Here is a 21,940-nt window from a genome sequence, read left to right as displayed (position 1 = left end):
AGTTCGGAGCAACGTACAGAAGTGTCCTTCGCGCACTCCAAGGAGGCGGACATGGCCACGCATGTACTTCACTCAGGGGCGAAGCGGCCCAGGCGACGCGTCACGCTCAACGAGCATCTCCCCGTCGACCACCGCCTCAGCACGATCTACCGCTTCGGTGCCGGTCTCATGGGGCTCGTCCTGCTCGCGTTCGGCATCCTCGGCCTGATCGACAAGGTCGGCTTCTTCGACACCGGGGGCGACACCGTCGCCGGTCTGAACACCAACGGCGCGCTCAGCGTCCTGTCGATCTGCGTCGGGCTGCTCCTCTTCGTCGGCATGGTGATCGGCGGCAACTTCGCGTCGACGCTCAACATGGTCCTGGGCTGCGCGTTCATCCTCAGCGGCTTCGTCAATCTCGCCCTGCTCGACACGGGCCTCAACTTCCTCGCCTTCCGCATTCCGAACGTCCTGTTCAGCTTTGTGGTCGGGGTCCTGCTCATGATCTTCGGGATGTACGGGCGGGTCGGGTCCGCCCTGCCGCACGACAACCCGTACTGGCAGGCACGCCACCCGGAGCAGGTGCGGCACACCGGGCACGGGCGTATGCACGGGGCTCACCGCTCCGGGCGGTCCCTCCCCTCGGACCGGAGCGACCAGCCTGACCGGGCCGACTAGCGCGCTACCGGCCCGACCACCCTGAGCAGGCACGCTGGACCCCCTGTGCGAGCCTTGAGGCATGTCGGACCTCACCACTGACCCCGCCACCGGCCTCATCACTGCCTTCAGTTCTGCCCTGCGGACCCGGCGTCTGGTCGCCATCGTGCGCGGCACCGACGCGGAGGCCTCCTTCCGGACGGTCATGACTCTCGTCGAGTCCGGTGTACCGCTCGTCGAGGTCTCCCTCAGCGGCTCCGACGCACTGGGCGTCCTGCGCCGGGCCCGCGCGGAGCTGGGCGGCGAGGCCTGGCTGGGAGCGGGCACGGTCCTCACCGCGGACGACGCACGGCGCGCCGCGGACGCGGGGGCGAACCTCATCGTGACGCCGGGGCTCGGGGCCGGGGTGGACGAGGCCCTGCGGCGCGAACTGCCCGTCGCCGCCGGGGTGTTGACGCCCACCGACGTGATCGCGGCGAGCGCTGCCGGCGCCACCGCCCTGAAGATCTTCCCCGCTTCGGCGATGGGCGGCCCCGCCTATCTCAAGGCGCTGCGAGCCCCCTTCCCCGACATGCCCTTCGTACCGGTGGGCGGCGTGGACGCGGCCGCCGCCGAGGAGTATCTGGCGCTCGGCGCGGTCGCGGTCGGCGTCGGCTCCCCGCTCATCGGGGACGCGGCGGACGGCGGCGACCTGGACGCGCTGCGCAAGCGCGCGGCGGAGTTCGTGGCGGTCGCGGGGGCCGGCCGATGAGCGCCCTGACCCAAGCACACCCTTCCGACGTCCTGACCCTGGGCGAGACCATGGTCGCCCTGCGCGGCAGCGGCCCGCTCAAGCTCGGCGGCTCGATGGACGTGTCCATCGCGGGCGCCGAGTCGAACGTGGCCATCGGCCTCGCGCGTCTCGGCCACGCGACGCGGTGGGCCGGCGCCGTCGGCGACGACGAGGCGGGCGAGCTGGTGCTGCGCACGCTGCGCGCCGAGGGTGTCGACGTCAGCGGCGCCACCCGTGATCCGGACGCGCCCACGGGACTGATCCTCTTCGAGCCGCGGCTCCCCGAAGTGACCCGCGTGCACTACTACCGCGCGGGCTCCGCCGGTTCACGCCTCACGGCGGCGGCGGTCGAGGGCGCCTTCGCCGCTCCTGGCGCGCCCCGCGTCCTGCACCTCACCGGCATCACCCCGGCTCTCGGCCCAGCCGCCCTCGACGCATGCCGCCGGGCCCTCGAACTGGCCCGGGAGCACGGCACGACGGTCTGCCTCGATGTCAACTTCCGCTCACGGCTGTGGAGCGCCGAGGAGTCCGCGGCGGTCATGCGTTCCTGGATTCCCTACGTCGATGTCCTCATCGCCTCGGACGACGAACTGCCGCTGTGCGCCCCGGAGGAAGCCACCCCCGGCGAGGCCCGCGCGCTGCTCGCGCGGGGCGTCGGCGAGGTCGTGGTGAAGCTCGGCGCCGACGGAGCGACCGCGCACACCACCGACGGCGAACTGCACGTACCGGCACGTCCGGTGCGGGCGGTGGACGCCGTGGGCGCCGGGGACGCGTTCGTCGCCGGGTACCTGTCCGCACTGCTGGACGGTGAGGACGTAACAGGCCGCCTCGACCGGGCCGTGACCACGGGCGCCTTCGCTGTGGCGTCACACGGGGACTGGGAAGGAGCGCCCACACGGGCGGAGCTCGGGCTGCTGGGAGCGGGTCCGGGGACCGTGATCCGCTAGCGCCACAGCCCCGCCGAGTCGGCAGGCTCGCTAGCCGCAGCAGCCCCCGCCACAGCAGCCGCCTCCGCCACCGCCCTGCGGGGCAGGGGCGGACGTCGAGGCCGAGCCTCCGACGGCCACCGTCGACAGCAGCTTCACCGTGTCCTCGTGCCCGGCGGGGCAGGACGCGGGGGCGGCGGACTCGGCCATCGGGCGGCTCAGCTCAAAGGTGTCACCACAGGAACGGCAGCGGTACTCGTATCGGGGCATGGGCCAAGGCTAACGGCAGCGGATCACCCGTGGGCAGTCCCAGGCGACGCAGCGGTTCACCCGTGGGCAGTCCCAGGTGATCCCGACGCCGCGAGGAACCCCCGCAGGATCTCCTCCCCCGCCGCGACCCCGCGCTCCGGAAGCACCGTGAGCCCCGGCGCCCTCCAGCCCGTGTCCGCCAGCTCGCCGTGCCCCGGTCGCCAGGAGCGGTCGGCGGCGAGCAGCAGATCGGCGTCGAGGAGCGAGTCACCGGCGGCGAGGATCTCCTCCGCGCCGATACGGCGTGCCACCTCACGCACCGCCGCACTCTTCGTCAGCGGCTTCGGCACGGCGTAGATCTTGCGCCCCTGCAGCGAAACGGTCCAGCCGCGCCCCTCCGCCCACACGGCGAGCTCCTTGACCCAGCCGTCCGGCAGCAGGGAGCGCTCGACGACCAGATAGGCGAAGAGGTCCTCGGCCACCCGCTCCTTCAGGAGCCAGGCCGGGTCGGCGGTGCGCACCATGTGCGCGCGGACCTCGTCGAGCGAGGCGCACTCGGCGGCCAGGCGGCGGCCGACGCCCGCACGCCACTCGGGGTCGGACACCCCGTCGACGAGCAGGTGCCCGCCGTTGGCGCAGATCGCGAACTCCGGTGCGGGCCCCGGGAGATGGATGCGGCCGTACTGTTCGCGCGTACGCGTGGTCGTCGGCACGAAGACCGTGCCGCGGCCGACCTCGTCGAGGAGCCCGGCGGCGGTCTCGGTGACGTACGACAGCGGCTTGCTCTCGTACACCTCGACGCAGAGCAGGCGCGGCGCTTCGGCGTCGGGCATGGTCAGGCCGAGGGCGGCGGCGGAGTAGATGAGGGTGCGGTCGAGGTCGCTGGCCACGAGGACCCGGCGGGGCGTGCTCACTTGGCGGCCACCGCCTTGCCGTCCGTGCCGGTGGCGCCGCGCGTGAACTGAGGGTGGATCAATCCGACGCAGGTGTAAGGGAGTTCGGCCACTTCCTCCACCGGCACGCCTCGCTGCTCCGCGAGGAGCCGTACGTGGTCGAGGTCGGCCCCCGCCCCCGCGCGCGCAAGGATCTTCCAGGGCACGCGACGCAGCAGGACACGCGTGGTCTCGCCGACGCCCGGCTTGACCAGGTTCACGTCGTGGATCCCGTACTCCTCGCTGATCCGCTCCACGGCGGCCCAGCCCTCCCAGGTCGGCGCCCTGTCGGCGGAGAGCAGCTCCTTGACCTGGGCGTCGACGGCGTCGGTCACCTCGTCGAAGCGGGCCGCGACGGCGTCCAGGAAGTCGAGGGAGACATCGCCGTCGGCGAGCTCGCGGTAGAACTTCGCGCCGTGGAAGTCGTCGGGCCCGACGAGGTCCGCGCGGAGGACGGTGCGCGATATCAGGCCGGACACCGTCGAGTTGAGGCAGGCCGAGGGGATGAGGAAGTCCTCGCGGGTGCCGTAGGTGCGGACGCAGGAGCCGGGGTCGGCGAGGACGGCGATCTCCGGGTTGAAGCCGACCGGGCCACCGGACTCCTCGAACTCCCTTACCGCGTCGGCGAGTTCGCGCGTGATCGCCCCCTTGCCCGTCCAGCCGTCGACGAAGACGACGTCGGCCGTGTCGTGGTGGGCGGCGAGCCACCGCAGCGCGTTGGCGTCGATGCCGCGGCCACGCACGATCGACACGGCGTAGTGCGGCAGGTCGAGGCCGTGCCGGTGCTGCGCCCAGCGCCGCATCAGTACGCCGACGGGCGTGCCCGCGCGGGCCAGCGAGACGAGGACGGGGCGGGGGGTAGGGGTCCCCCCGCGCTTTCGGCTGTGGGGGAGCTCGGCGAGCACGGTCTCGGTGACGGTGCCGACGGCCTGCGCGATGCGGGCGGCGGAGGTGCCGAGCGCGGCGCGGAACAGCTCTTGGTACTGCTGGCTCGGCTGGTACTCGACCGGCAGCGATTCGGCGTAGTGCGCGCCACCGCTCTGTATCGCCTCCTCGCGCTCCTCGGTGGGCGCCTCCAGGCTCACGTCCGAGAGGTCCTGGAGCAGCCAGCCGACGTCTTCGGCCGCGTACGAGGAGAAGTCGGGGCCGCGAAGGGGCTCGGGCAGCATGGAGGGCCTTTCGGGGACGTGCTCAGGGGTGCGCTCAGGGATGCGCTCAGGGATGCGCCGGGGGGCTTGCTCGAATGCCTGCTCGGATGCCTGCCGGGATATTCGCCCGGACGCCGGCCCGGGGACGTACGAGGGCACGACGGCGAGCAGCACCCGCGGCGCATGCGCGGCGAGCTGGGCCAACAGGCCGTCGGGGGCGTGGAGTTCGGGGCGGTCCGCCACGGAGTCGACGACGAGGACGATCGCGTCGAAGCCGCCGCCCGCGACGTTGTACGCGTACCTCTCGCCGGGTCCGTCGGCGGGCGCGTCGTGCGCGGGGAAGACGAGGCGGCTGCGGATGGCGTAGCCGGGGTCGGCGACGGCGAGTACGGGCGAGCGGGTGGTGGTGGAGTACCGCACCTCCGCGTCGGTGCCGTCGGTGCGCAGCCGCTCCTCCAGCGCCACCCCGAGGGCCAGCGGCGCGTACATCAGCTCCTCGAAGCCGAGGACCAGGACGCGGCGCGGGGGCGTGGCCCCGGCCGCGGGCTCCGCAGCCAGCGCCTCCGCGACCCTCTCCGCCATCCCCGGCAGCACCGCCTCAAGTGCCGCCCGGTGCTCGGGGGCGAAGCCGTGGCGCCCGCCGTCCGGCACTCCGGCGGGCCAGCCGAGGTCGACCCGGGTGACCGCGCCGCCCTCCCGGCGCGGGGCGGGGAGCTCCGAAGCCTCGTACTCCTCGACCAGCGCCTGCCCCTTCTCCAGGACGCCGTCCGGCAGGCTCACCGTGCCGGACGCCGTCGTGATCAGGTCGACCCGCGCGCCGATCTCGCGGGCGAAGTCGGCCAGGCGGCCCTGGTCCCGCGGGGAGCGCATGTCGACGAGGGCCACGATGACGTACCGCTCGCGCGGGTGCAGTTCGTGCAGGGCGCGGATGGTGTTGAGGACCGTGTTGCCGGTGGAGAACTCGTCGTCCACGAGGACCAGCGGACCGTCCCCGGTGAGCAGTCGGGGGTCCTCGGGGAGCAGCAGGTGCGAGGTGGCGTGCGAGTGGGACTCCTCGAAGCCGCCCGCACTGCGCACTCCGTCGACCGGGCGACGCGTGGAGTGGAGGTAGGGCGCGAGGCCGATGCCGTCCGCGACGCAGTGGCCGAGGCCGGTCGCCGTCTCCGCGTACCCGAGCACGACCGCGCGCCGGGCCTCCGCGTCGCCCAGGAGCGTGCGCACCCGTTCACCGAGGTCGTGCCCGGCCGCGTACACGACGGAAGGGAGCTGTGGCACATGCTTGCCGAGGACGTTCGACACCAGGAGGTGCGCCCGCTTCGGGTTGCGGCGCAGGGCGAGGCCGAGCATGCCGCTCAGCCCCGCGTCCCCGGCCAGCTCCACACCGAGCCGCTCGGCGACCCACGTCCCTGACCACACCACGTCGTCGTTCACAGTCCTCGCACAGTCCTTGCGTTGCTTGCGTTGCTTGCGTTGCTTGCGTGCTTTGGGCGGCCCGGGTCCGGCCCAGGCGTTGCCTTGGGCGGCCGGAGTCCGGCCCAGCGGCGGTGGTCAGCCGGAGAGCCCGGCGGTGAGCAGCTCCACGAAGCCGATGTCCTCGCGCGCGACGCCGAAGACCTCGGCGCGCTGGAGGGTCCGCTCGGCCCAGGCGCGATGCGGCTTCACTTCGTTCATCTTGTTCGTGTACGTCGAGCGCATGACCCCTCCGCCGTCCCGCTCCGGGCGCAGGATGTCCTCGGCGTCGCTGAACTCCTCGTGGCTGACGACCGAGAGCGCGTGCACGGGCAGCACGTGCGAGGGGTGGATGCAGGTCTTGCCGAGCAGGCCGTTGGCCCGGTCGAGTTCGATCTCGCGCAGCAGCCCGTCGATGTCGTGCTCGATGAGCGCCTGCCGCAGTTCCTCGGCCCGGCCCTCCAGGAAGGGGCTCCGGCGCAGCTGCGGCTTGAACATCCTCTCCTGGACGCGGAAGTACTCCCACACGGGTCCGGTCACGGTGAAGCCCGTGCCGTCGGCCCTGCCGAGGTGATTGACCACGTCGGCGATGACCGACGCCACGATGTGGACGTCGTACGCCGTCATGTGCGGAGGTCTGCGCAGTCCGTACGCCGAGCAGAAGTCGGTGACGCCGAGCCGCAGCGCCAGCACCCGCTCGCGGTACTTGTCGACGGTGCGGGCGATGCCGGCGAGGGTCTCCGAGCGGCTCTCCAGGTGCAGCAGCTCGGGCGATTCGAGGACCGGCATCGCGAAGAGCCGACGGCCGCTGGCGGCTTCCGCCGCGGCGAGCGACTCCAGGAAGGCGACGCCGCGCTCCTCGGTGAACTTCGGCAGCACGAATCCGGACAGCAGCCGGATGGCGGAGCCGAGGCGGTCCACCAGGTCGGGTATCTGCTCGGGGGTCCGGACCCGTATGAACAGCAGCGGCGGTTCCGCTCCGTCCCGGGCCGCTCCGTCCTGCCCCGTCCTGTCCCGCTCCGTCCTGTCCCGCTCCGCCAGGTCGGCGAACTGCCTGACCAGGTTCTCCTCGGCTTCGACGACCTCCGCGTCGTCGATCGAGTCCTCCAGGCAGAGCACCATCGAGATCACGCCACGCCCGGCCTGCTTCAGGATGTCGTCGGCGAGGCGGGGGCGCGTGGCAGGGCTGTAGAGCGTGGCTCCCAGGGCGGCGGCGAGCAGACGCGGGGAGGAGTCCGCGGTGAAGGCGCACGGCTCCCGATGAAAGAGGCGCTGTCGCACCTCTGGGGCGATATGCCCGAAATGACGCATTATTTCCCCTGTACTCGTCGGCGCGACCCGACGTGATGTGGCCGGTAATAGTACGTAGGGACGGGTGTCAAGGGTTCCCCATGGGCATGAAATTCAAGTAACTCGGCCATGACGGACACACAGGCCACACACCGTCACCCCCGCGTTGTCCCGTCCAAACCCGGGAAGGCAGGATGACCGCATGACGCACGCGATGTTGAAGGGGTCGAACGTCCCGCTCGAAGCCACGGCCGTCCGCGCCGTGCTGCGCTGGACCCCCGGGCAGGGCGTCCCGGACGTCGACGCGTCGGCCCTGCTGCTCGGCGCCGACGGCCGCGTGCGCTCCGACGAGGACTTCGTCTTCTACAACCAGCCGCGCCATCCGTCCGGCAAGGTCTGGCGGCTCGGCAAGAAGCGCGTCGCCCAGGGCCTCTCCGAGGGCCTGACCGACACGATTCAGACGGACATGGCGGGCCTGGATCCCGCGGTGAGCCGAGTTCTGCTCGTCGCCTCCGCCGAGAACGTCGCCTTCGAACACGTACGCGCTCTGCGCATCCTGCTGTACGACGCCGGCGCGGGCGAGGCCGAACCGCTCGCCTACTTCGACATCACCCCGCAGACGGGCGCCGAGACGGCCCTGATCTGCGGCGAGCTCTACCGCCGCGGTGACGTCTGGAAGTTCCGCGCCCTGGGCGAGGGATATCTGAACGGCCTGGAGGGTCTCGCCGGCGACTTCGGGATCTCCGTGGACGAGTCGGAGGCGGTGCCCGAGCCGACGACCGAGGCATCGCTCCCGCAGCCGTACCCCCAGCGGCAGGCGCAGCCTCAGCCGATGCCCACACCGGCCACGCAGGCTCAGGCTCCGGCCCCGCAGATTCCGGCTCCGCAGCCCTTCCCCGCCCCGGCCCCGCAGCCCTCGTACGGCTACCCTCCCGCGCCGCCGCGCCACCAGCCCGCCCCGCAGCCGTCCTACGGCTACCCGCAGCACGCGCCCGCCCAGGCGCCGCCGGTGCCGCAGCCCTCGTACGGCTATCCGCAGCCCGTGGCCCCGATGCCCGACCCGAACTTCCGGCTGCCGCCCCAGGGGCCGCAGTTCCTCGCACGCTGAGAGTGCGGGGCTCGCGGGCCGCGCGGGACGTGTGAGGCGCGCGAGACTTGCGGGGCTCCTGAGGTGCGTGCGGCAGCTGTCGGGGCCAGGAAGAGGGCGCCCGGAGCCGTCCGGGCGCTTCAGGTGCCGCCCACCTTCGACTTGTAGCCACGGCCCCACTGCAGCCCCCAGCCGTACAGCCGGTCGAGCTCGGCCTGGAAGCCGTACACGAACTTCACCTCTCGGCGCACGACCAGCTCGCCCTTGACGTTCTCCAGCGTGAATATCGCGCAGGAGCGGGCCTGCGGCTGGCGCTCGTCCAGGTCGATCTCGATCCGCGGGCCGTTGCTGGGGTAGAGCGTGACCTTGGCGTGCGTGCGGTCGAAGGCCGGCGTCTGGTCGTAGATGTAGGCGAAGAACAGCAGCCGCTTGATCGACTCCCGGTGGTCGAGGTTCACGTAGATCGTCTCGCCCGACGGCGAACCGAACCGGTCGTCGCCGCTCAGCTTCACGTACGGCGGGGCGTTCAGGCTGCCGAAGAAGCTGCCCAGCGGCTGTACGACGCCCTTGGCGCCTTCCACCGTCTCGTACATACAACCGAGGTCGAGGTCCACGTTGACCACGCCCTGGGTGTGCGCCTGCACGACGTCGGGCTGGAACATCCTGAAGGGATGCCGCAGCAGGCCGCCGCCCTTGGGCTTGCCGATGATGTCGGACGTGCGCATCTGCCAGGAGAGGTTGACCCGGAGGTTGCCGGTGGACGCGCCCTGTTTGTTGAGCGAGACCGTCGGGTGCCGCTTCGTGAGTTCGATGGAGTTGGTCGCCGCACTGCCCGACTCGTAGTCCATCGAGCGCCCACGCCACAAACCGTCCCAGAAGGACATCGCCGCCCCCAAAAAAGTACCGGAGCCCCTTGGGCCCCTTACGAATGCCACGGGGCGGCCAGGAGGACTCGTCCTCGATGGCCGCCCCGTTCAGAAGCGTTCCTCACTCTTCCCCGCGTCACACTCCGGGGACGTGTCCGACCCTGGGCCGGACATCACGTCAGACGCCGGAAGAGACCTCAGTCTTCTCGTTCGAGCCCTTGCCCTCCGCTGCCGCCAGTTTCTTGTTGCGGCGGACCGAGGAGAAGAAGGACCAGGCGATCAGGATGACGCCGGCGGAGCCGGTGATCACCTCGTGGATCTCGTACTGGATCGTGACGAGCAGGATCACGGCGAGGGCGCCGATCGCGTAGTGCGCGCCGTGCTCGAGGTAGACGTAGTCGTCGAGGGTGCCCTGGCGGACCAGGTAGACCGTGAGCGAACGGACGTACATCGCGCCGATGCCCAGACCGAGCGCCATCAGGACGATGTCGTTCGTGACGGCGAAGGCACCGATGACGCCGTCGAAGGAGAACGACGCGTCCAGGACCTCGAGGTACAGGAACATGAAGAAGGCGGCCTTGCCGGCCAGGACGACGGCAGGAACCTTCTTGCCGCTCTTCTTGGCCTCTTCCTCCTGCTCGTGCTCGCGCTCCTCCTCTTCCTCCAGCTTGTTCTCGAAGAAGCCCGAGAGACCGCCCACCACGAGATACGTGATGAGTCCGGCGATCCCGGAGATGAGCACGGTCTGCGCCTTGTCCACATGCGCGCCACCGTGCTGGTGGGCGTGGGTGGCGAAGGTCATCGCAGTGATCATGAGCACGACGAGCGCGATGCAGACCGACAGCATGTCGACCTTGCCGAGCTTGGCCAGCGGGCGCTCCAGCCAGCCGAGCCACTTGATGTCACGGTCCTCGAAAATGAAGTCGAGGAAGATCATCAACAGGAACATGCCACCGAACGCGGCGATCGACGGGTGAGCGTCGGTCACCAGCTGCTGGTACTTGTCCTTGTCGTCGAGCGCGAGACGCACAGCCTCGATCGGGCCGATCTTGGCGCTGATGGCCACGATCGCGACGGGGAACACGAGCCGCATGCCGAAGACGGCGATCAGCACACCGACGGTGAGGAAGATCTTCTGCCAGAAGGCACTCATCTTCTTCAAGATCCCGGCGTTGACCACCGCGTTGTCGAAGGACAGCGAGATCTCGAGGATCGACAGGATCGCCACGATCCCGAACCCTGTCCACCCCCCGTAGAACACCGCCGCGGCCAGGCCGAGCGCGGTAACCGCGAACGACCAGCCGAAGGTTTTCAGAAGCACTGGCTACCCAATCGTGTGTGTACGGGCTCCCGTTTAGCGGTCTCCCCCGCGCCGGTCCCCGGCTTTACGAAACATTGACCCCGAAGTCTAGAGCGATGCCCCGCAGACCTGACGCGTACCCCTGCCCAACGGCACGGAACTTCCACTCTCCTCCATAGCGGTACACCTCGCCAAAGATCATTGCGGTCTCCGTGGAGGCGTCCTCGGAGAGGTCGTACCGAGCGAGCTCCTGCTGGTCCGCTTGGTTGACCACCCGGATGAAAGCGTTGCTGACCTGGCCGAACGTCTGGCCGCGGTTGTCCGCCTCATGGATCGAGACAGGGAAGACGATCTTGTCGCAGTTGGCGGGAACCTTGGCGAGGTCGATCAGGAGCGACTCGTCGTCCCCGTCACCCTCACCCGTCAGGTTGTCGCCGGTGTGTTCGACAGAGCCGTCCGGGCTCTTGAGGTTGTTGTAGAAGACGAACCACTCATCACCGATGACCCGGCCCGAGTTGCACATCAGCGCACTGGCATCGAGGTCGAAGGGTGCTCCGGTGGTGGAGCGCGCGTCCCAGCCGAGGCCGATCAGGACCTGTGTGAGGTTCGGTGCGGCCTTGGAGAGGGAGACATTGCCTCCCTTGGCGAGCGTGACGCCCATGATGTGGTCCTCCCCGTGGTTCGTGAGCAAGAATTCCCCGGTCCCCCATTGGTTCGGGAGCACTGCCCGGGAGCAAGAGTTTTAAGCACGTCCGGCGCCGCACTCGTGGTGTGCGGCGCCGGACGACAAGGCGGAGGGCGTTACTCGGCTCAGACGTTGACGCCGAAGTCCTGCGCGATGCCGCGCAGGCCCGAGGCATAGCCCTGGCCGACGGCGCGGAACTTCCACTCCGCCCCGTTGCGGTACAGCTCACCGAAGACCATCGCCGTCTCCGTCGAGGCGTCCTCGGAGAGGTCGTACCGTGCGATCTCCGCGCCGCCCGCCTGGTTCACGACGCGGATGAACGCGTTGCGGACCTGGCCGAACGACTGCTGGCGGGTCTCGGCGTCGTAGATCGAGACCGGGAAAACGATCTTGTCCACGTCGGCCGGAACGGCTGCCAGGTCGACCTTGATCGCCTCGTCGTCGCCCTCGCCCTCACCGGTGGTGTTGTCACCGGTGTGCTCGACGGATCCGTCCGGGCTCTTCAGGTTGTTGAAGAACACGAAGTTGCCGTCGCTGCTGACCTTGCCCTCGGCGTTGGTCAGAATGGCGCTCGCGTCGAGGTCGAAGTCCGTACCGGTGGTGGTACGGACATCCCAGCCCAGGCCGACCAGAACCGCGGTCAGGCCGGGCGCCTCCTTGCTCAGCGATACGTTGCCGCCCTTGCTGAGGCTGACTCCCACAGGTCCTCCCAATTGATGTCCAGGGGCGGGGAGCCCCAGTCGTGCTTTGCCATCGGATCAACGAGTGGATCCTAGTGACCGGTTCCCGGCCGCCACAGGCTCTGCACCTGAAGAATCACAGGGTGTCACCCCTGAGGAATCACAGGGTGCCGAGCGCCTTGACGTACTCGTTGAGGTCGCGGGCGTCCGGCAGGCCGTTGACGACAGTCCAGCGCACCACGCCCTCCTTGTCGATGATGAAGGTGCCGCGCACCGCGCAGCCCTTGTCCTCATCGAAGACCTCATACGCGCGCGACGCCTCGCCATGCGGCCAGAAATCGGAGAGCAGCGGGTACTCCAGGCCCTCCTGTTCGGCGAAGACGCGCAGGGTGTGCATGGAGTCGTTCGAGACCGCGAGCAGCTGGGTGTCGTCGTTCACGAACTTCGGAAGTTCGTCGCGCAGCGCACAGAGCTCGCCCGTGCACACACCGGTGAACGCGAACGGATAGAAGAGCAGCACCACGTTCTTCTCGCCGCGGAAGTCCGACAGCTTCACGGTCCGGCCGTGGTTGTCCTTCAGCTCGAAGTCCGGGGCCTTGGTGCCGGTCGCGAGTCCAGCGAGCGCCATGAGTTCGCATCCCTTCGATGGGGCTGTTCGGGTGATGACCACCCTACGCAACGGGCGTTTCGTCCGATCACCCCGCAGGGCGGACACTCCCCTCGCCGCTCCCTCGCCGCTCGTTGCGGCCCACGCGCACGCGTGAGCCCCCACCGGCATGCGTCGGTGGGGGCTCACAGCGATTGGCTCAGTCGACTTCCTGCTGCCTGAGCGGCAGCTTCACCGCTTCTTGGCTGCCGCCTTCGGCGTGACCAGACGGCTGCCCGTCCAGTCCTTGCCCGCGTTGATGCTCTTGGTCTGAGCGAGGCCGGCGGTCGTGGCCGCTTCGTTGATGTCGCTCGGCTCGACATAGCCGTCACGGCCTGTCTTGGGCGTCATCAGCCAGAGGTCGCCACCCTCTTCGATCAGCTGGGTGGCGTCCACCAGCGCATCCGTCAGGTCGCCGTCGTCCTCGCGGAACCACAGCACTACGGCGTCAGCAGTGTCGTCGTAGTCCTCGTCGACGAGCTCGCTGCCGATCACCCCTTCAATGGCCTCGCGGAGCTCCTGATCGACATCGTCGTCGTAGCCGATCTCCTGGACCACCTGCTCGGGCTGGAATCCCAGCCTCGCGGCAGGGTTGGTCCGCTCCTCCGCGTGGTCCGCGGTCGCGCTCACGGCTTGCCTCCTGATCATGTTTTCGGGAATGCCTTCATCCACGCGCGTGCGCGGGACATTGGCGGTAGTCCACACGGGCGGACCGGATCGCGCAAGTACCCGGCCGTCAAGACCGCTGAAACGGTGACGTTCCCGGCCGTGTCGACGCAACTCAAGGCCCACCTGCCAGATCCTTCTCCGCTCGCACTTCGCTCGCACGACACCGATCGGAACTGAGGTCCGAACGGCCTTACGAACCGGCTAGGCAGGATGGGCGTATCGTTGCGATTTGGTCGAGCCTACCCCAGGGCCGCCGGGCGGACCCCTCGGTTACCTCTCAGTAGAGATGACGATTCCGCCTACGCGGTACACGATGGGGAACGTCTCACAGCCAGGCAGAACCCAGGCGAAAGCCCCAACAGCGAAGGAACAGCGTGGCTTCCGGATCCGATCGCAACCCGATCATCATTGGCGGCCTGCCGAGTCAGGTCCCGGACTTCGATCCCGAAGAGACCCAGGAGTGGCTCGACTCCCTCGATGCCGCGGTCGACGAACGCGGCCGCGAGCGGGCCCGCTACCTGATGCTCCGGCTCATCGAACGCGCGCGCGAAAAGCGCGTCGCCGTGCCCGAGATGCGCAGCACGGACTACGTCAACACGATCGCCACCAAGGACGAGCCGTTCTTCCCCGGCAACGAGGAGATCGAACGCAAGGTCCTGAACGCGACCCGCTGGAACGCCGCGGTGATGGTGTCGCGCGCCCAGCGCCCCGGCATCGGGGTCGGCGGCCACATCGCCACCTTCGCCTCGTCGGCCTCGCTCTACGACGTGGGCTTCAACCACTTCTTCCGCGGCAAGGACGAGGGCGACGGCGGCGACCAGATCTTCTTCCAGGGACACGCGTCCCCCGGCATCTACGCCCGCGCGTTCCTCCTCGACCGGCTCTCCGAGCAGCAGCTCGACGCGTTCCGCCAGGAGAAGTCGAAGGCCCCGAACGGGCTTTCGTCCTACCCGCACCCGCGGCTGATGCCGGACTTCTGGGAGTTCCCGACCGTCTCGATGGGCCTCGGCCCGCTCGGCGCGATCTTCCAGGCGCGGATGAACCGCTACATGGAGGCGCGCGGCATCGCCGACACCTCCAAGTCGCACGTCTGGGCCTACCTCGGCGACGGCGAGATGGACGAGCCCGAGTCGCTCGGCCAGCTCTCCATCGCCGCCCGCGAGGGCCTGGACAACCTGACCTTCGTCGTCAACTGCAACCTCCAGCGCCTCGACGGCCCGGTGCGCGGCAACGGCAAGATCATCCAGGAGCTCGAGTCGCAGTTCCGCGGCGCCGGCTGGAACGTCATCAAGCTGGTCTGGGACCGCAGTTGGGACCCGCTGCTCGCCCAGGACCGCGACGGCGTCCTGGTCAACCGGCTCAACACCACCCCCGACGGCCAGTTCCAGACGTACGCGACCGAGACCGGCTCGTACATCCGCGAACACTTCTTCGGCGACGACCACCGCTTGCGCGCCATGGTCGAGAACATGACCGACGAGCAGATCCTGCACCTGGGCCGCGGCGGTCACGACCACAAGAAGGTCTACGCGGCCTACGCGGCGGCCAAGGCCCACAAGGGCCAGCCGACCGTCATCCTGGCGCAGACGGTCAAGGGCTGGACGCTCGGCCCGAACTTCGAGGGCCGCAACGCCACGCACCAGATGAAGAAGCTGACGGCCGACGACCTCAAGGGCTTCCGCGACCGTCTGCACATCCCGATCACGGACAAGGAGCTGGAGGGCGGCGCCCCGCCGTACTACCACCCGGGCCGTGACTCGGAAGAGATCCAGTACATGCACGACCGCCGCCAGGGCCTCGGCGGTTACGTCCCGACCCGCGTCGTCCGCTCGAAGCCCCTCCAGCTCCCCGAGGACAAAACGTACGCGACCGCGAAGAAGGGCTCGGGTCAGCAGTCGATCGCCACCACCATGGCGTTCGTCCGCATCCTGAAGGACCTCATGCGGGACAAGGAGATCGGCAAGCGCTTCGTGCTGATCGCCCCCGACGAGTACCGCACCTTCGGCATGGACGCCTTCTTCCCGAGCGCGAAGATCTACAACCCGCTCGGCCAGCAGTACGAGGCCGTCGACCGCGAACTGCTCCTCGCCTACAAGGAGTCCCCGACCGGCCAGATGCTGCACGACGGCATCTCGGAGGCCGGCTGCACGGCCTCGCTGATCGCCGCTGGCTCGGCCTACGCCACCCACGGCGAACCGCTGATCCCCGTGTACGTCTTCTACTCGATGTTCGGTTTCCAGCGCACCGGCGACCAGTTCTGGCAGATGGCCGACCAACTGGCCCGCGGCTTCGTCCTGGGTGCCACCGCCGGCCGCACGACACTGACCGGCGAGGGCCTCCAGCACGCGGACGGCCACTCGCAGCTGCTCGCCTCGACCAACCCTGGCTGCGTCGCCTACGACCCCGCCTTCGGTTACGAGATCGCGCACATCGTCAAGGACGGCCTGCGCCGGATGTACGGCCCCGACAGCGAGGACGTCTTCTACTACCTCACCGTCTACAACGAGCCGGTCCAGCACCCGGCCGAGCCCGCCGATGTGGACGTCGACGGCATCCTCAAGGGCATCTACCGCTACAAGGCGGGCGAGCAGGGCGCCATCCCGGCGCAGATCCTCGCCTCCGGTGTCGCGGTGCCGTGGGCGGTCGAGGCCCAGCAGATTCTCGCTTCGGAGTGGAACGTCAAGGCGGACGTCTGGTCGGCGACCTCCTGGAACGAACTGCGCCGCGAGGCGGTCGACGTGGAGCGCCACAACTTCCTGCACCCCGAGGAAGAGCAGCGCACCCCGTACGTGACGCAGAAGCTGTCCGGCGCCGAGGGCCCGTTCGTGGCCGTCTCCGACTGGATGCGGAGCGTCCCCGACCAGATCTCCCGCTGGGTCCCCGGCACGTACCAGTCCCTGGGCGCCGATGGCTTCGGCTTCGCGGACACCCGCGGTGCGGCTCGCCGCTTCTTCCACATCGACGCGCAGTCGATCGTGGTCGGCGTGCTCACCGAGCTGGCCCGCGAGGGCAAGCTCGACCGCTCCGTACTGAAGCAGGCCATCGACCGCTACCAGCTCCTGGACGTCACGGCGGCCGACCCGGGCGCCGCTGGGGGCGACGCCTAGGCCTTGCTGCCGAGGACCAGTGGTAACCGCCGTGCGGTACGCGCGGCGCCAGTAGCACGTAGGTCGTCCGGAGGGCGGTGGGGCGGTGGCTCCCGCCGCCCTCCGGCGTTTCCTACGATGCGCGCATGGAAGCGCCCATAAAGCACCAGTCGGCACAGCTCCGCTGGGAGCGACGCACCCAAGGTCCGCTCCTCGTGCTCGCGGTGGCCTTCGCCGTCGCCTATGCCGTGCCCATCGTGGCGCCCGACGCGAGCGAGGGCGTCGGAACCACCTGCACGGTAGTGGAGTGGATCGTCTGGGCTTCGTTCGCCGCCGACTATCTCGTACGCCTCTACCTCACCGACCACCGCAAGCAGTTCGTCCGCTCGCACTGGCTGGACCTCTGTGCTGTCCTCCTCCCGATGCTGCAGCCGCTGCGGCTGTTGCGGCTGGTCTCGACTCTGATGCTGGTCGGGCGCAGGGCCCGGATGGCGTCTCAGATTCAGCTGACGACGTATGTCGCCGGGGCTGTCGTGGGCCTCCTCATGTTCGGTTCGCTGGCCGTCCTTTCGGTGGAGCGGGAGTCACCGAACGGCAACATCAAGACTCTTGGCGACGCGGTGTGGTGGTCCTTCACCACGATGACCACCGTTGGCTACGGCGATCACGCGCCGACGACCGGGCTCGGCCGCATACTCGCGGTCGGCCTGATGCTGTCGGGCATCGCACTCCTGGGTGTCGTCACCGCCAATATCGCGGCCTGGTTCATCGCGCGCTTCGACCGGGACGACGTCGAGGAGCGGCGCCAGACAGCAGCGATCGAGGCGCTGACGACGGAGGTGCGAGAGCTGCGGGCACAGGTGACGGCACTGTCGGCCGGGGCGCTTCAGCCGACGTCGGTGGAGGTTCCGCGGCCGGCGCCGGCCGCGGATGCTCCTCAGGTGCCTCCGGTCAGCTCTCCCAGACCTTGAACGCCCTTACACGATAGGGCGATTCGGGTACCCAGGTGCCACCCCCTGGATAGGTGTCGAACTCGCCGGTCTCGGCGCACTCCACGGATTGATACGTGGTGACCGGCCGGCCCGTGCGGTTGGCGAGGGCTTGAGCGCTGCCCCCCTCCGGCAGCGCTACACAGCTCTCGATGTCGATCTCGGACAGCTCATACGTCTGTCGGGCACCTTTGAACTTCGCCTTTCCCCATAGGCAGAGCTCCCCCGGCCCGCAGGCGGCGAGCGTGGGTGGTGCGGCGGCCCCGGCGTATTTCGCGGGTGTCGCGAGATCGGCCTGAGTGGCGGGTGCCGCGGCACCCGCCTGTGCGGGGGCAAGGATCACCGTGGCGAGTGCGGCGACGGCGAAGGTCGTGGGCATGGTCGTACGCATCTGCTTCAACTCCCGTGTCGTTTGGATCACTTGCCAGAACTGTGACCCACTCGCTAGCTCCGTCGGAAGGGGTACGGATGTGCGTCACCCAGATAGGCGAAAGCCCCCCAGTTGAACCCTGAGGGGCTTTCCCTGATGCGTGAGCGCCAGGCAGATACTTGCTCGGCGTACGCCGTTCTTATGCCCTGAAATGTCTCCGGACGGGACCGGAACGCCTCCGGCTAGATGTGTCCGACTCCGGCTCCCGCTTCGGCGTTGGCGCCTCGCTTGGTCAACGTGGCGACCAGGGCCGCGACGACCGCGACGGCACCGGCGACGGTGAAGGCCAGGCCCATGCCGGACACGAACGTCTCGTGCGCGACCGAGGTGATCGCCTCGGCGATCGGCTCCGGCGCCTTCGGCGGTACCGGGGCTCCGCCCATCTCGATGGCGCCGGACGCCTGGTCGAGCTGGGCCGACGTCATGGGCGGAAGCTTGGCGTCCGCCCAGTTCGCGGGAAGGTCCTTGTCGACCCGGGAGGCCATCACCGCGCCGAGCACCGCCGTGCCGAGCGCGCCGCCGACCTGCATGCCGGCCTGCTGGAGGCCGCCCGCCACGCCGGACAGCTCCAGCGGGGCGTTGCCGACGATGACCTCGGTGGCTCCCACCATCACGGGCGCGAGGCCGAGGCCGAGGAGGCCGAGCCAGAGCGACATCGGCAGGGTCGCCGTATCCGTCGTCATCGTGGACATGCCGAACATCGCGACAGCGGTGGCCACCATGCCGCCGACGAGCGGGACGCGCGGGCCGAACTTCGTGATGAGCGCACCGGCGATCGGCGAGGACACGATCATCATGGCGGTCAGCGGCAGGAGGTGCAGACCGCTGTCGACCGGGCTCATCCCGTGCACGTTCTGCAGGTAGAACGTGACGAAGAACAGGCCGCCCATGAAGGCGAAGGCCATCAGCACCATCAGGACCACGCCGGCGGACAGCGGCACGGACCGGAACATGCCCAGCGGGATGAGCGGTTCCTTGACCTTCGTCTCCCAGAAGGCGAAGAGCGCGAAGAGAACCACCGCGCCCACGAGGAAGAGCAGCGTCCTGGGTCCGCCCCAGCCCCACTCCGAGCCCTTGATGAGGGCCAGGATCAGCGCGAACATGCCGCCCGACAGCAGGACGATGCCAGGGACGTCGAAGGACTTCGGCGCGTTCTCCGCGCGGTGGTCCTTGAGGATCACCAGGCCGAGGACGAGGGCGATGACACCGACCGGCACGTTGATGAAGAACACCGACTGCCAGCTGACGTGCTCGACGAGCAGCCCGCCGACGATGGGACCGCCTGCGGTCGAGGCACCGATGACCATGCCCCAGATGCCGATCGCCATGTTCAGCTTCTCGGCGGGGAAGGTGGCGCGCAGCAGGCCGAGCGCGGCCGGCATCAGGAGGGCGCCGAAGAGGCCCTGGAGCACGCGGAAGGCGACGACCAGGCCGACGCTGCTGGAGAACCCGATGGCGCCCGAGGCCACGGCGAAGCCCGCCACGCCTATCAGGAACGTCTGCCGGTGGCCGAAGCGGTCACCCAGCTTTCCGGCGGTGATCAGCGCGACGGCGAGCGCCAGGAGGTAGCCGTTGGTGATCCACTGGACGCCGGACATCGTGGTGCCGAGGTCCTTGGCGATGGCCGGGTTGGCGATCGCCACGATGGTGCCGTCCAGGGCGACCATCATCACGCCGATCGCGACGGAGAAGAGCGTCAGCCAAGGGTGGCCGCGGAGCCCCTTGGCCTGGGCCGGAGCGGACGAAGGCTCCGGCGCCTTGTCCGCCTTGTCGACGGTGATCTGACTAGTCATGCGTTCGAGGCTAGTGTCAGTCACTGACAGTTGACAAACCATTTCACAAGTCGGTAACTGTCACGTAGCTCACAGGTAAGGTGAGCTGGTCAGAACGGTGGAAAGAGGGCCATGGCGTGAGGACCGAGCAGCGAGCGGCGGACCCCGCGAAACCGCAGGCCGAGACTTCGGGAGAGACCTCCGTCGAGCCCTCGAGGCCCGGACTGCGCGAGCGCAAGAAGCAGCGCACCCGTGACGCGCTCCTGCGGGCGGCGCTCGAGCTCTTCACGACCAAGGGGTTCGAGGAGACGACGGTCGACGAGATCGCCGAAGCCGTCGACGTCTCCCAGCGCACGTTCTTCCGGTACTTCGCCAACAAGCAGGAGACCGCCTTCGCCGTACAGGAGATGGTGGAGCAGCGATTCGTGGAGACGCTGCGCGAACGCCCTGCCCACGAAGCACCGTTCGTGGCCCTGCGCGGCGCCGTCATCGGAGCCTGGGACGCCATGGGCCGGTCCATCGAGGAGGTCGTCCCGGTCGAACTCCACATGCGGACCTACCAGATGATCGAGTCCACCCCTTCTTTGCTCGCCGCCCACCTGCGCCGCTCCATCGAGATGGAGGAAGAGATCGCGAAGGTGATCGCCGAGCGCGAGGGGCTCGACCTGGAGACGGACCCCCGACCGCGCGTGGTGGTGGCCGCCTTCAGCGGAGTGATGCGCGTGACCGGGCGACTGTGGGGTGCGGGTCAGGACTCGAGCGTGGAGTCGATCCGCGCGATCACCGAGACATATCTCGACCACCTGGGGCCCGCGTTGGCGGAGGACTGGCGCACGGAGTGACGGTGCGCGCACCCCGCGTCGGTCGCGCTGAAGATCGACCCATCGAACAAATCAACACGTTGAGTGAATCATTGATGCACCGTCAGTAGCGGCGCACTCGGGCGCGCTACGCGCACGTAACGCATACAGAGTGTGACGAAATCGCTCAGAGTGCGCCCGCTATGCCTCAATTACCCCACAGGAAACGTGATCTGCCTCACCCAGTGCACGGTAGGCATCACGATTCTCCTAGGGTGTTCCGTAGTGACTTCCTTCGACTCCTCCCCTCAACTCAGCGCCTGGCGCGCACTGCTCGCGCTCGCCGTCGTGTTCGTCATGCTGGCGACCACGGGCTGGACCGCGGTGCGCCACCACAAGGACGCCTCATCGCCGCTCGCGGCCTCGCTCTCCGCCTGGGAGCACGGGCACATCAACGGACGGGCCCTGCCCGACTCCGGTGCCCCGGCCGGCAGGCTCGCCCACTTCTTCGCGTCGCTCAACGCGCAACAGCGCACCCGGCTCGCCACCCGCTATCCCCTTGCGGTCGGCAACATGAACGGTGCCCCCGTAGAGCTGCGATATCGCGCGAACCACATCGCCCTGGAGCAAGCCCGCAATACCGAGCGACGGCGCATGCACGACAACCGACTCTCCCCTCTCGGGCAGCAGGAGGCGGAGCGCAGAATGAAGCGCTTCGGCGTGATGATGCACCCGGGTCGGCAGGTCCTGTCGTTCGATCCCATGGGGACGGGTCGCATAGCCGAGGTCTTCGGAGACCTGGATCGGGCTTCCCGGGTGTCGGTCGTGGTGCCCGGAGTGGACACAAACGTACTGACGTTCGAGCGGACGAACCGCAAGTACTCGGCGCCTGTCGGCATGGCCAAGGCCCTGTACGGCGCGGAGCACACGGCGAGCCCACGCGCGCGTACCGCCGTGATCGCCTGGGCCGACTACACCGCGCCTGCCGGCCTCGGTGTGGACGCGGCCACGTCGATGCGCGCGGACGAGGGGGCGATCCGGCTCAACTCTCTGGTCCGCGGCCTGCCGGGTCACGCGCCTGTCGCGCTGTACTGCCACAGTTACGGCTCGGTGGTGTGCGGGGTCGCCGCGCGACAGCTGCCCTCCCGTGTCTCCGACATCGCGGTCGCGGGCAGCCCCGGCATGCGCGCGGACACGGCGGCACAGCTGGGCACCGGTGCCCGGATCTGGGCCACAAGGGACGGCGACGACTGGATCCAGGATGTGCCAAACATGGAGGTCGGCGGGCTCGGTCACGGTGCCGATCCCGTCTCTCGGGACTTCGGCGCCCGCGTGCTGTCCGCACGGGGCGCGATCGGCCACACCGGCTATTTCGAGCCGGGTACGGAGAGCCTCAGGAACTTCGCCGACATCGGCACCGGTTCGTACCGCTCGGTGCGGTGTGCGAGCGGGGATGACGGGTGCCGGAAGGAATTTTCCGGCACCGCAGTGGCCTGACGCGCGTAGAAATCGACAAAACAGCGGCACG

20 protein-coding genes are annotated in these 21,940 nt (G+C 69.1%); 8 read left to right on the top strand and 12 right to left on the bottom strand.

What is annotated here, in order from left to right; genetic code table 11:
- Window positions 1-51 precede the first annotated feature (51 nt).
- The 3 genes from OG302_RS28645 to OG302_RS28635 all read left to right on the top strand — a co-directional run bounded on the left by OG302_RS28645 (window position 52) and on the right by OG302_RS28635 (window position 2,355).
- Entirely contained in the window at window positions 52-657 is a 606-nt protein-coding gene (locus tag OG302_RS28645) for a DUF4383 domain-containing protein (protein ID WP_371529403.1), read from the top strand.
- A gap of 61 nt (window positions 658-718) precedes the next feature.
- The gene (locus OG302_RS28640; protein WP_371529402.1) at window positions 719-1,387 is read left to right on the top strand and encodes a bifunctional 4-hydroxy-2-oxoglutarate aldolase/2-dehydro-3-deoxy-phosphogluconate aldolase; all 669 of its coding nucleotides are present in this window, start codon (window positions 719-721) and stop codon (window positions 1,385-1,387) included.
- Window positions 1,384-2,355 carry a sugar kinase gene (locus OG302_RS28635; protein WP_371529401.1) on the top strand — a complete coding sequence of 324 codons (972 nt, stop codon included), beginning with the start codon at window positions 1,384-1,386 and terminating at the stop codon, window positions 2,353-2,355. Before OG302_RS28640 ends, OG302_RS28635 begins: the two co-directional genes overlap by 4 nt.
- 30 nt (window positions 2,356-2,385) lie before the next feature.
- Here OG302_RS28635 and OG302_RS28630 read toward each other — a convergent pair whose 3' ends face one another.
- The 4 genes from OG302_RS28630 to OG302_RS28615 all read right to left on the bottom strand — a co-directional run bounded on the left by OG302_RS28630 (window position 2,386) and on the right by OG302_RS28615 (window position 7,423).
- Window positions 2,386-2,604 carry a zinc ribbon domain-containing protein gene (locus tag OG302_RS28630; protein ID WP_371529400.1) on the bottom strand — a complete coding sequence of 73 codons (219 nt, stop codon included), beginning with the start codon at window positions 2,602-2,604 and terminating at the stop codon, window positions 2,386-2,388.
- A 56-nt stretch (window positions 2,605-2,660) separates the two neighbouring features.
- On the bottom strand, window positions 2,661-3,416 hold the full coding sequence (locus tag OG302_RS28625; protein ID WP_371750259.1) for an HAD family hydrolase: 756 nt from the start codon (window positions 3,414-3,416) through the stop codon (window positions 2,661-2,663).
- 77 nt (window positions 3,417-3,493) lie between these two features.
- Complete coding sequence (locus OG302_RS28620; protein WP_371529399.1) at window positions 3,494-6,094, bottom strand: phosphoribosyltransferase; 2,601 nt, start codon at window positions 6,092-6,094, stop codon at window positions 3,494-3,496.
- Between the two features lie 117 nt (window positions 6,095-6,211).
- Window positions 6,212-7,423: an HpcH/HpaI aldolase/citrate lyase family protein gene (locus OG302_RS28615; protein ID WP_371529398.1), complete on the bottom strand. Its 1,212-nt coding sequence runs from the start codon at window positions 7,421-7,423 to the stop codon at window positions 6,212-6,214.
- Window positions 7,424-7,604: 181 nt separating this feature from the next.
- Between OG302_RS28615 and OG302_RS28610 the strand changes: the two genes are divergently transcribed.
- On the top strand, window positions 7,605-8,510 hold the full coding sequence (locus tag OG302_RS28610) for a TerD family protein (RefSeq protein WP_371529397.1): 906 nt from the start codon (window positions 7,605-7,607) through the stop codon (window positions 8,508-8,510).
- Window positions 8,511-8,629: 119 nt separating this feature from the next.
- On the opposite strand, the gene OG302_RS28605 is transcribed toward OG302_RS28610, so the two are convergent.
- The 6 genes from OG302_RS28605 to OG302_RS28580 all read right to left on the bottom strand — a co-directional run bounded on the left by OG302_RS28605 (window position 8,630) and on the right by OG302_RS28580 (window position 13,296).
- The gene (locus tag OG302_RS28605; RefSeq protein ID WP_371529396.1) at window positions 8,630-9,373 is read right to left on the bottom strand and encodes a Tellurium resistance; all 744 of its coding nucleotides are present in this window, start codon (window positions 9,371-9,373) and stop codon (window positions 8,630-8,632) included.
- 160 nt (window positions 9,374-9,533) lie between these two features.
- On the bottom strand, window positions 9,534-10,676 hold the full coding sequence (locus OG302_RS28600; RefSeq protein ID WP_371529395.1) for a DUF475 domain-containing protein: 1,143 nt from the start codon (window positions 10,674-10,676) through the stop codon (window positions 9,534-9,536).
- Between the two features lie 64 nt (window positions 10,677-10,740).
- Window positions 10,741-11,316, bottom strand: a complete 576-nt coding sequence (locus tag OG302_RS28595) for a TerD family protein (protein WP_371750258.1) — start codon at window positions 11,314-11,316, stop codon at window positions 10,741-10,743.
- Between the two features lie 149 nt (window positions 11,317-11,465).
- Entirely contained in the window at window positions 11,466-12,041 is a 576-nt protein-coding gene (locus OG302_RS28590; protein ID WP_361827689.1) for a TerD family protein, read from the bottom strand.
- Between the two features lie 139 nt (window positions 12,042-12,180).
- Window positions 12,181-12,648 carry a peroxiredoxin gene (locus OG302_RS28585; protein ID WP_371529394.1) on the bottom strand — a complete coding sequence of 156 codons (468 nt, stop codon included), beginning with the start codon at window positions 12,646-12,648 and terminating at the stop codon, window positions 12,181-12,183.
- Between the two features lie 210 nt (window positions 12,649-12,858).
- Window positions 12,859-13,296: a DUF3052 domain-containing protein gene (locus OG302_RS28580; RefSeq protein WP_361827694.1), complete on the bottom strand. Its 438-nt coding sequence runs from the start codon at window positions 13,294-13,296 to the stop codon at window positions 12,859-12,861.
- 413 nt (window positions 13,297-13,709) lie between these two features.
- On the opposite strand from OG302_RS28580, the gene aceE reads away from it, so the two are divergent.
- Together aceE and OG302_RS28570 are read left to right on the top strand one after the other, a co-directional pair.
- Window positions 13,710-16,442: a pyruvate dehydrogenase (acetyl-transferring), homodimeric type gene (gene aceE, locus OG302_RS28575; protein WP_371529393.1), complete on the top strand. Its 2,733-nt coding sequence runs from the start codon at window positions 13,710-13,712 to the stop codon at window positions 16,440-16,442.
- 125 nt (window positions 16,443-16,567) lie between these two features.
- The gene (locus OG302_RS28570; protein ID WP_371529392.1) at window positions 16,568-17,392 is read left to right on the top strand and encodes a potassium channel family protein; all 825 of its coding nucleotides are present in this window, start codon (window positions 16,568-16,570) and stop codon (window positions 17,390-17,392) included.
- Here the strand turns inward: OG302_RS28570 and OG302_RS28565 are convergent.
- Complete coding sequence (locus OG302_RS28565; protein ID WP_371750257.1) at window positions 17,373-17,789, bottom strand: peptidase inhibitor family I36 protein; 417 nt, start codon at window positions 17,787-17,789, stop codon at window positions 17,373-17,375. The genes OG302_RS28570 and OG302_RS28565 overlap by 20 nt on opposite strands.
- Window positions 17,790-18,022: 233 nt before the next feature.
- A complete protein-coding gene (locus OG302_RS28560; RefSeq protein WP_371529391.1) occupies window positions 18,023-19,633 on the bottom strand; it encodes an MFS transporter in 1,611 nt (536 codons plus the stop codon).
- Window positions 19,634-19,836: 203 nt separating this feature from the next.
- On the opposite strand from OG302_RS28560, the gene OG302_RS28555 reads away from it, so the two are divergent.
- Window positions 19,837-20,454: a TetR/AcrR family transcriptional regulator gene (locus OG302_RS28555; RefSeq protein WP_371750256.1), complete on the top strand. Its 618-nt coding sequence runs from the start codon at window positions 19,837-19,839 to the stop codon at window positions 20,452-20,454.
- A gap of 243 nt (window positions 20,455-20,697) precedes the next feature.
- Entirely contained in the window at window positions 20,698-21,909 is a 1,212-nt protein-coding gene (locus OG302_RS28550; RefSeq protein WP_371529390.1) for an alpha/beta hydrolase, read from the top strand.
- Window positions 21,910-21,940 lie beyond the last annotated feature (31 nt).

The sequence above is a fragment of the Streptomyces sp. NBC_01283 genome, from assembly GCF_041435335.1.
Lineage (GTDB): Bacteria > Actinomycetota > Actinomycetes > Streptomycetales > Streptomycetaceae > Streptomyces.
This window is presented reverse-complemented; position numbering and strand designations above follow the sequence as displayed.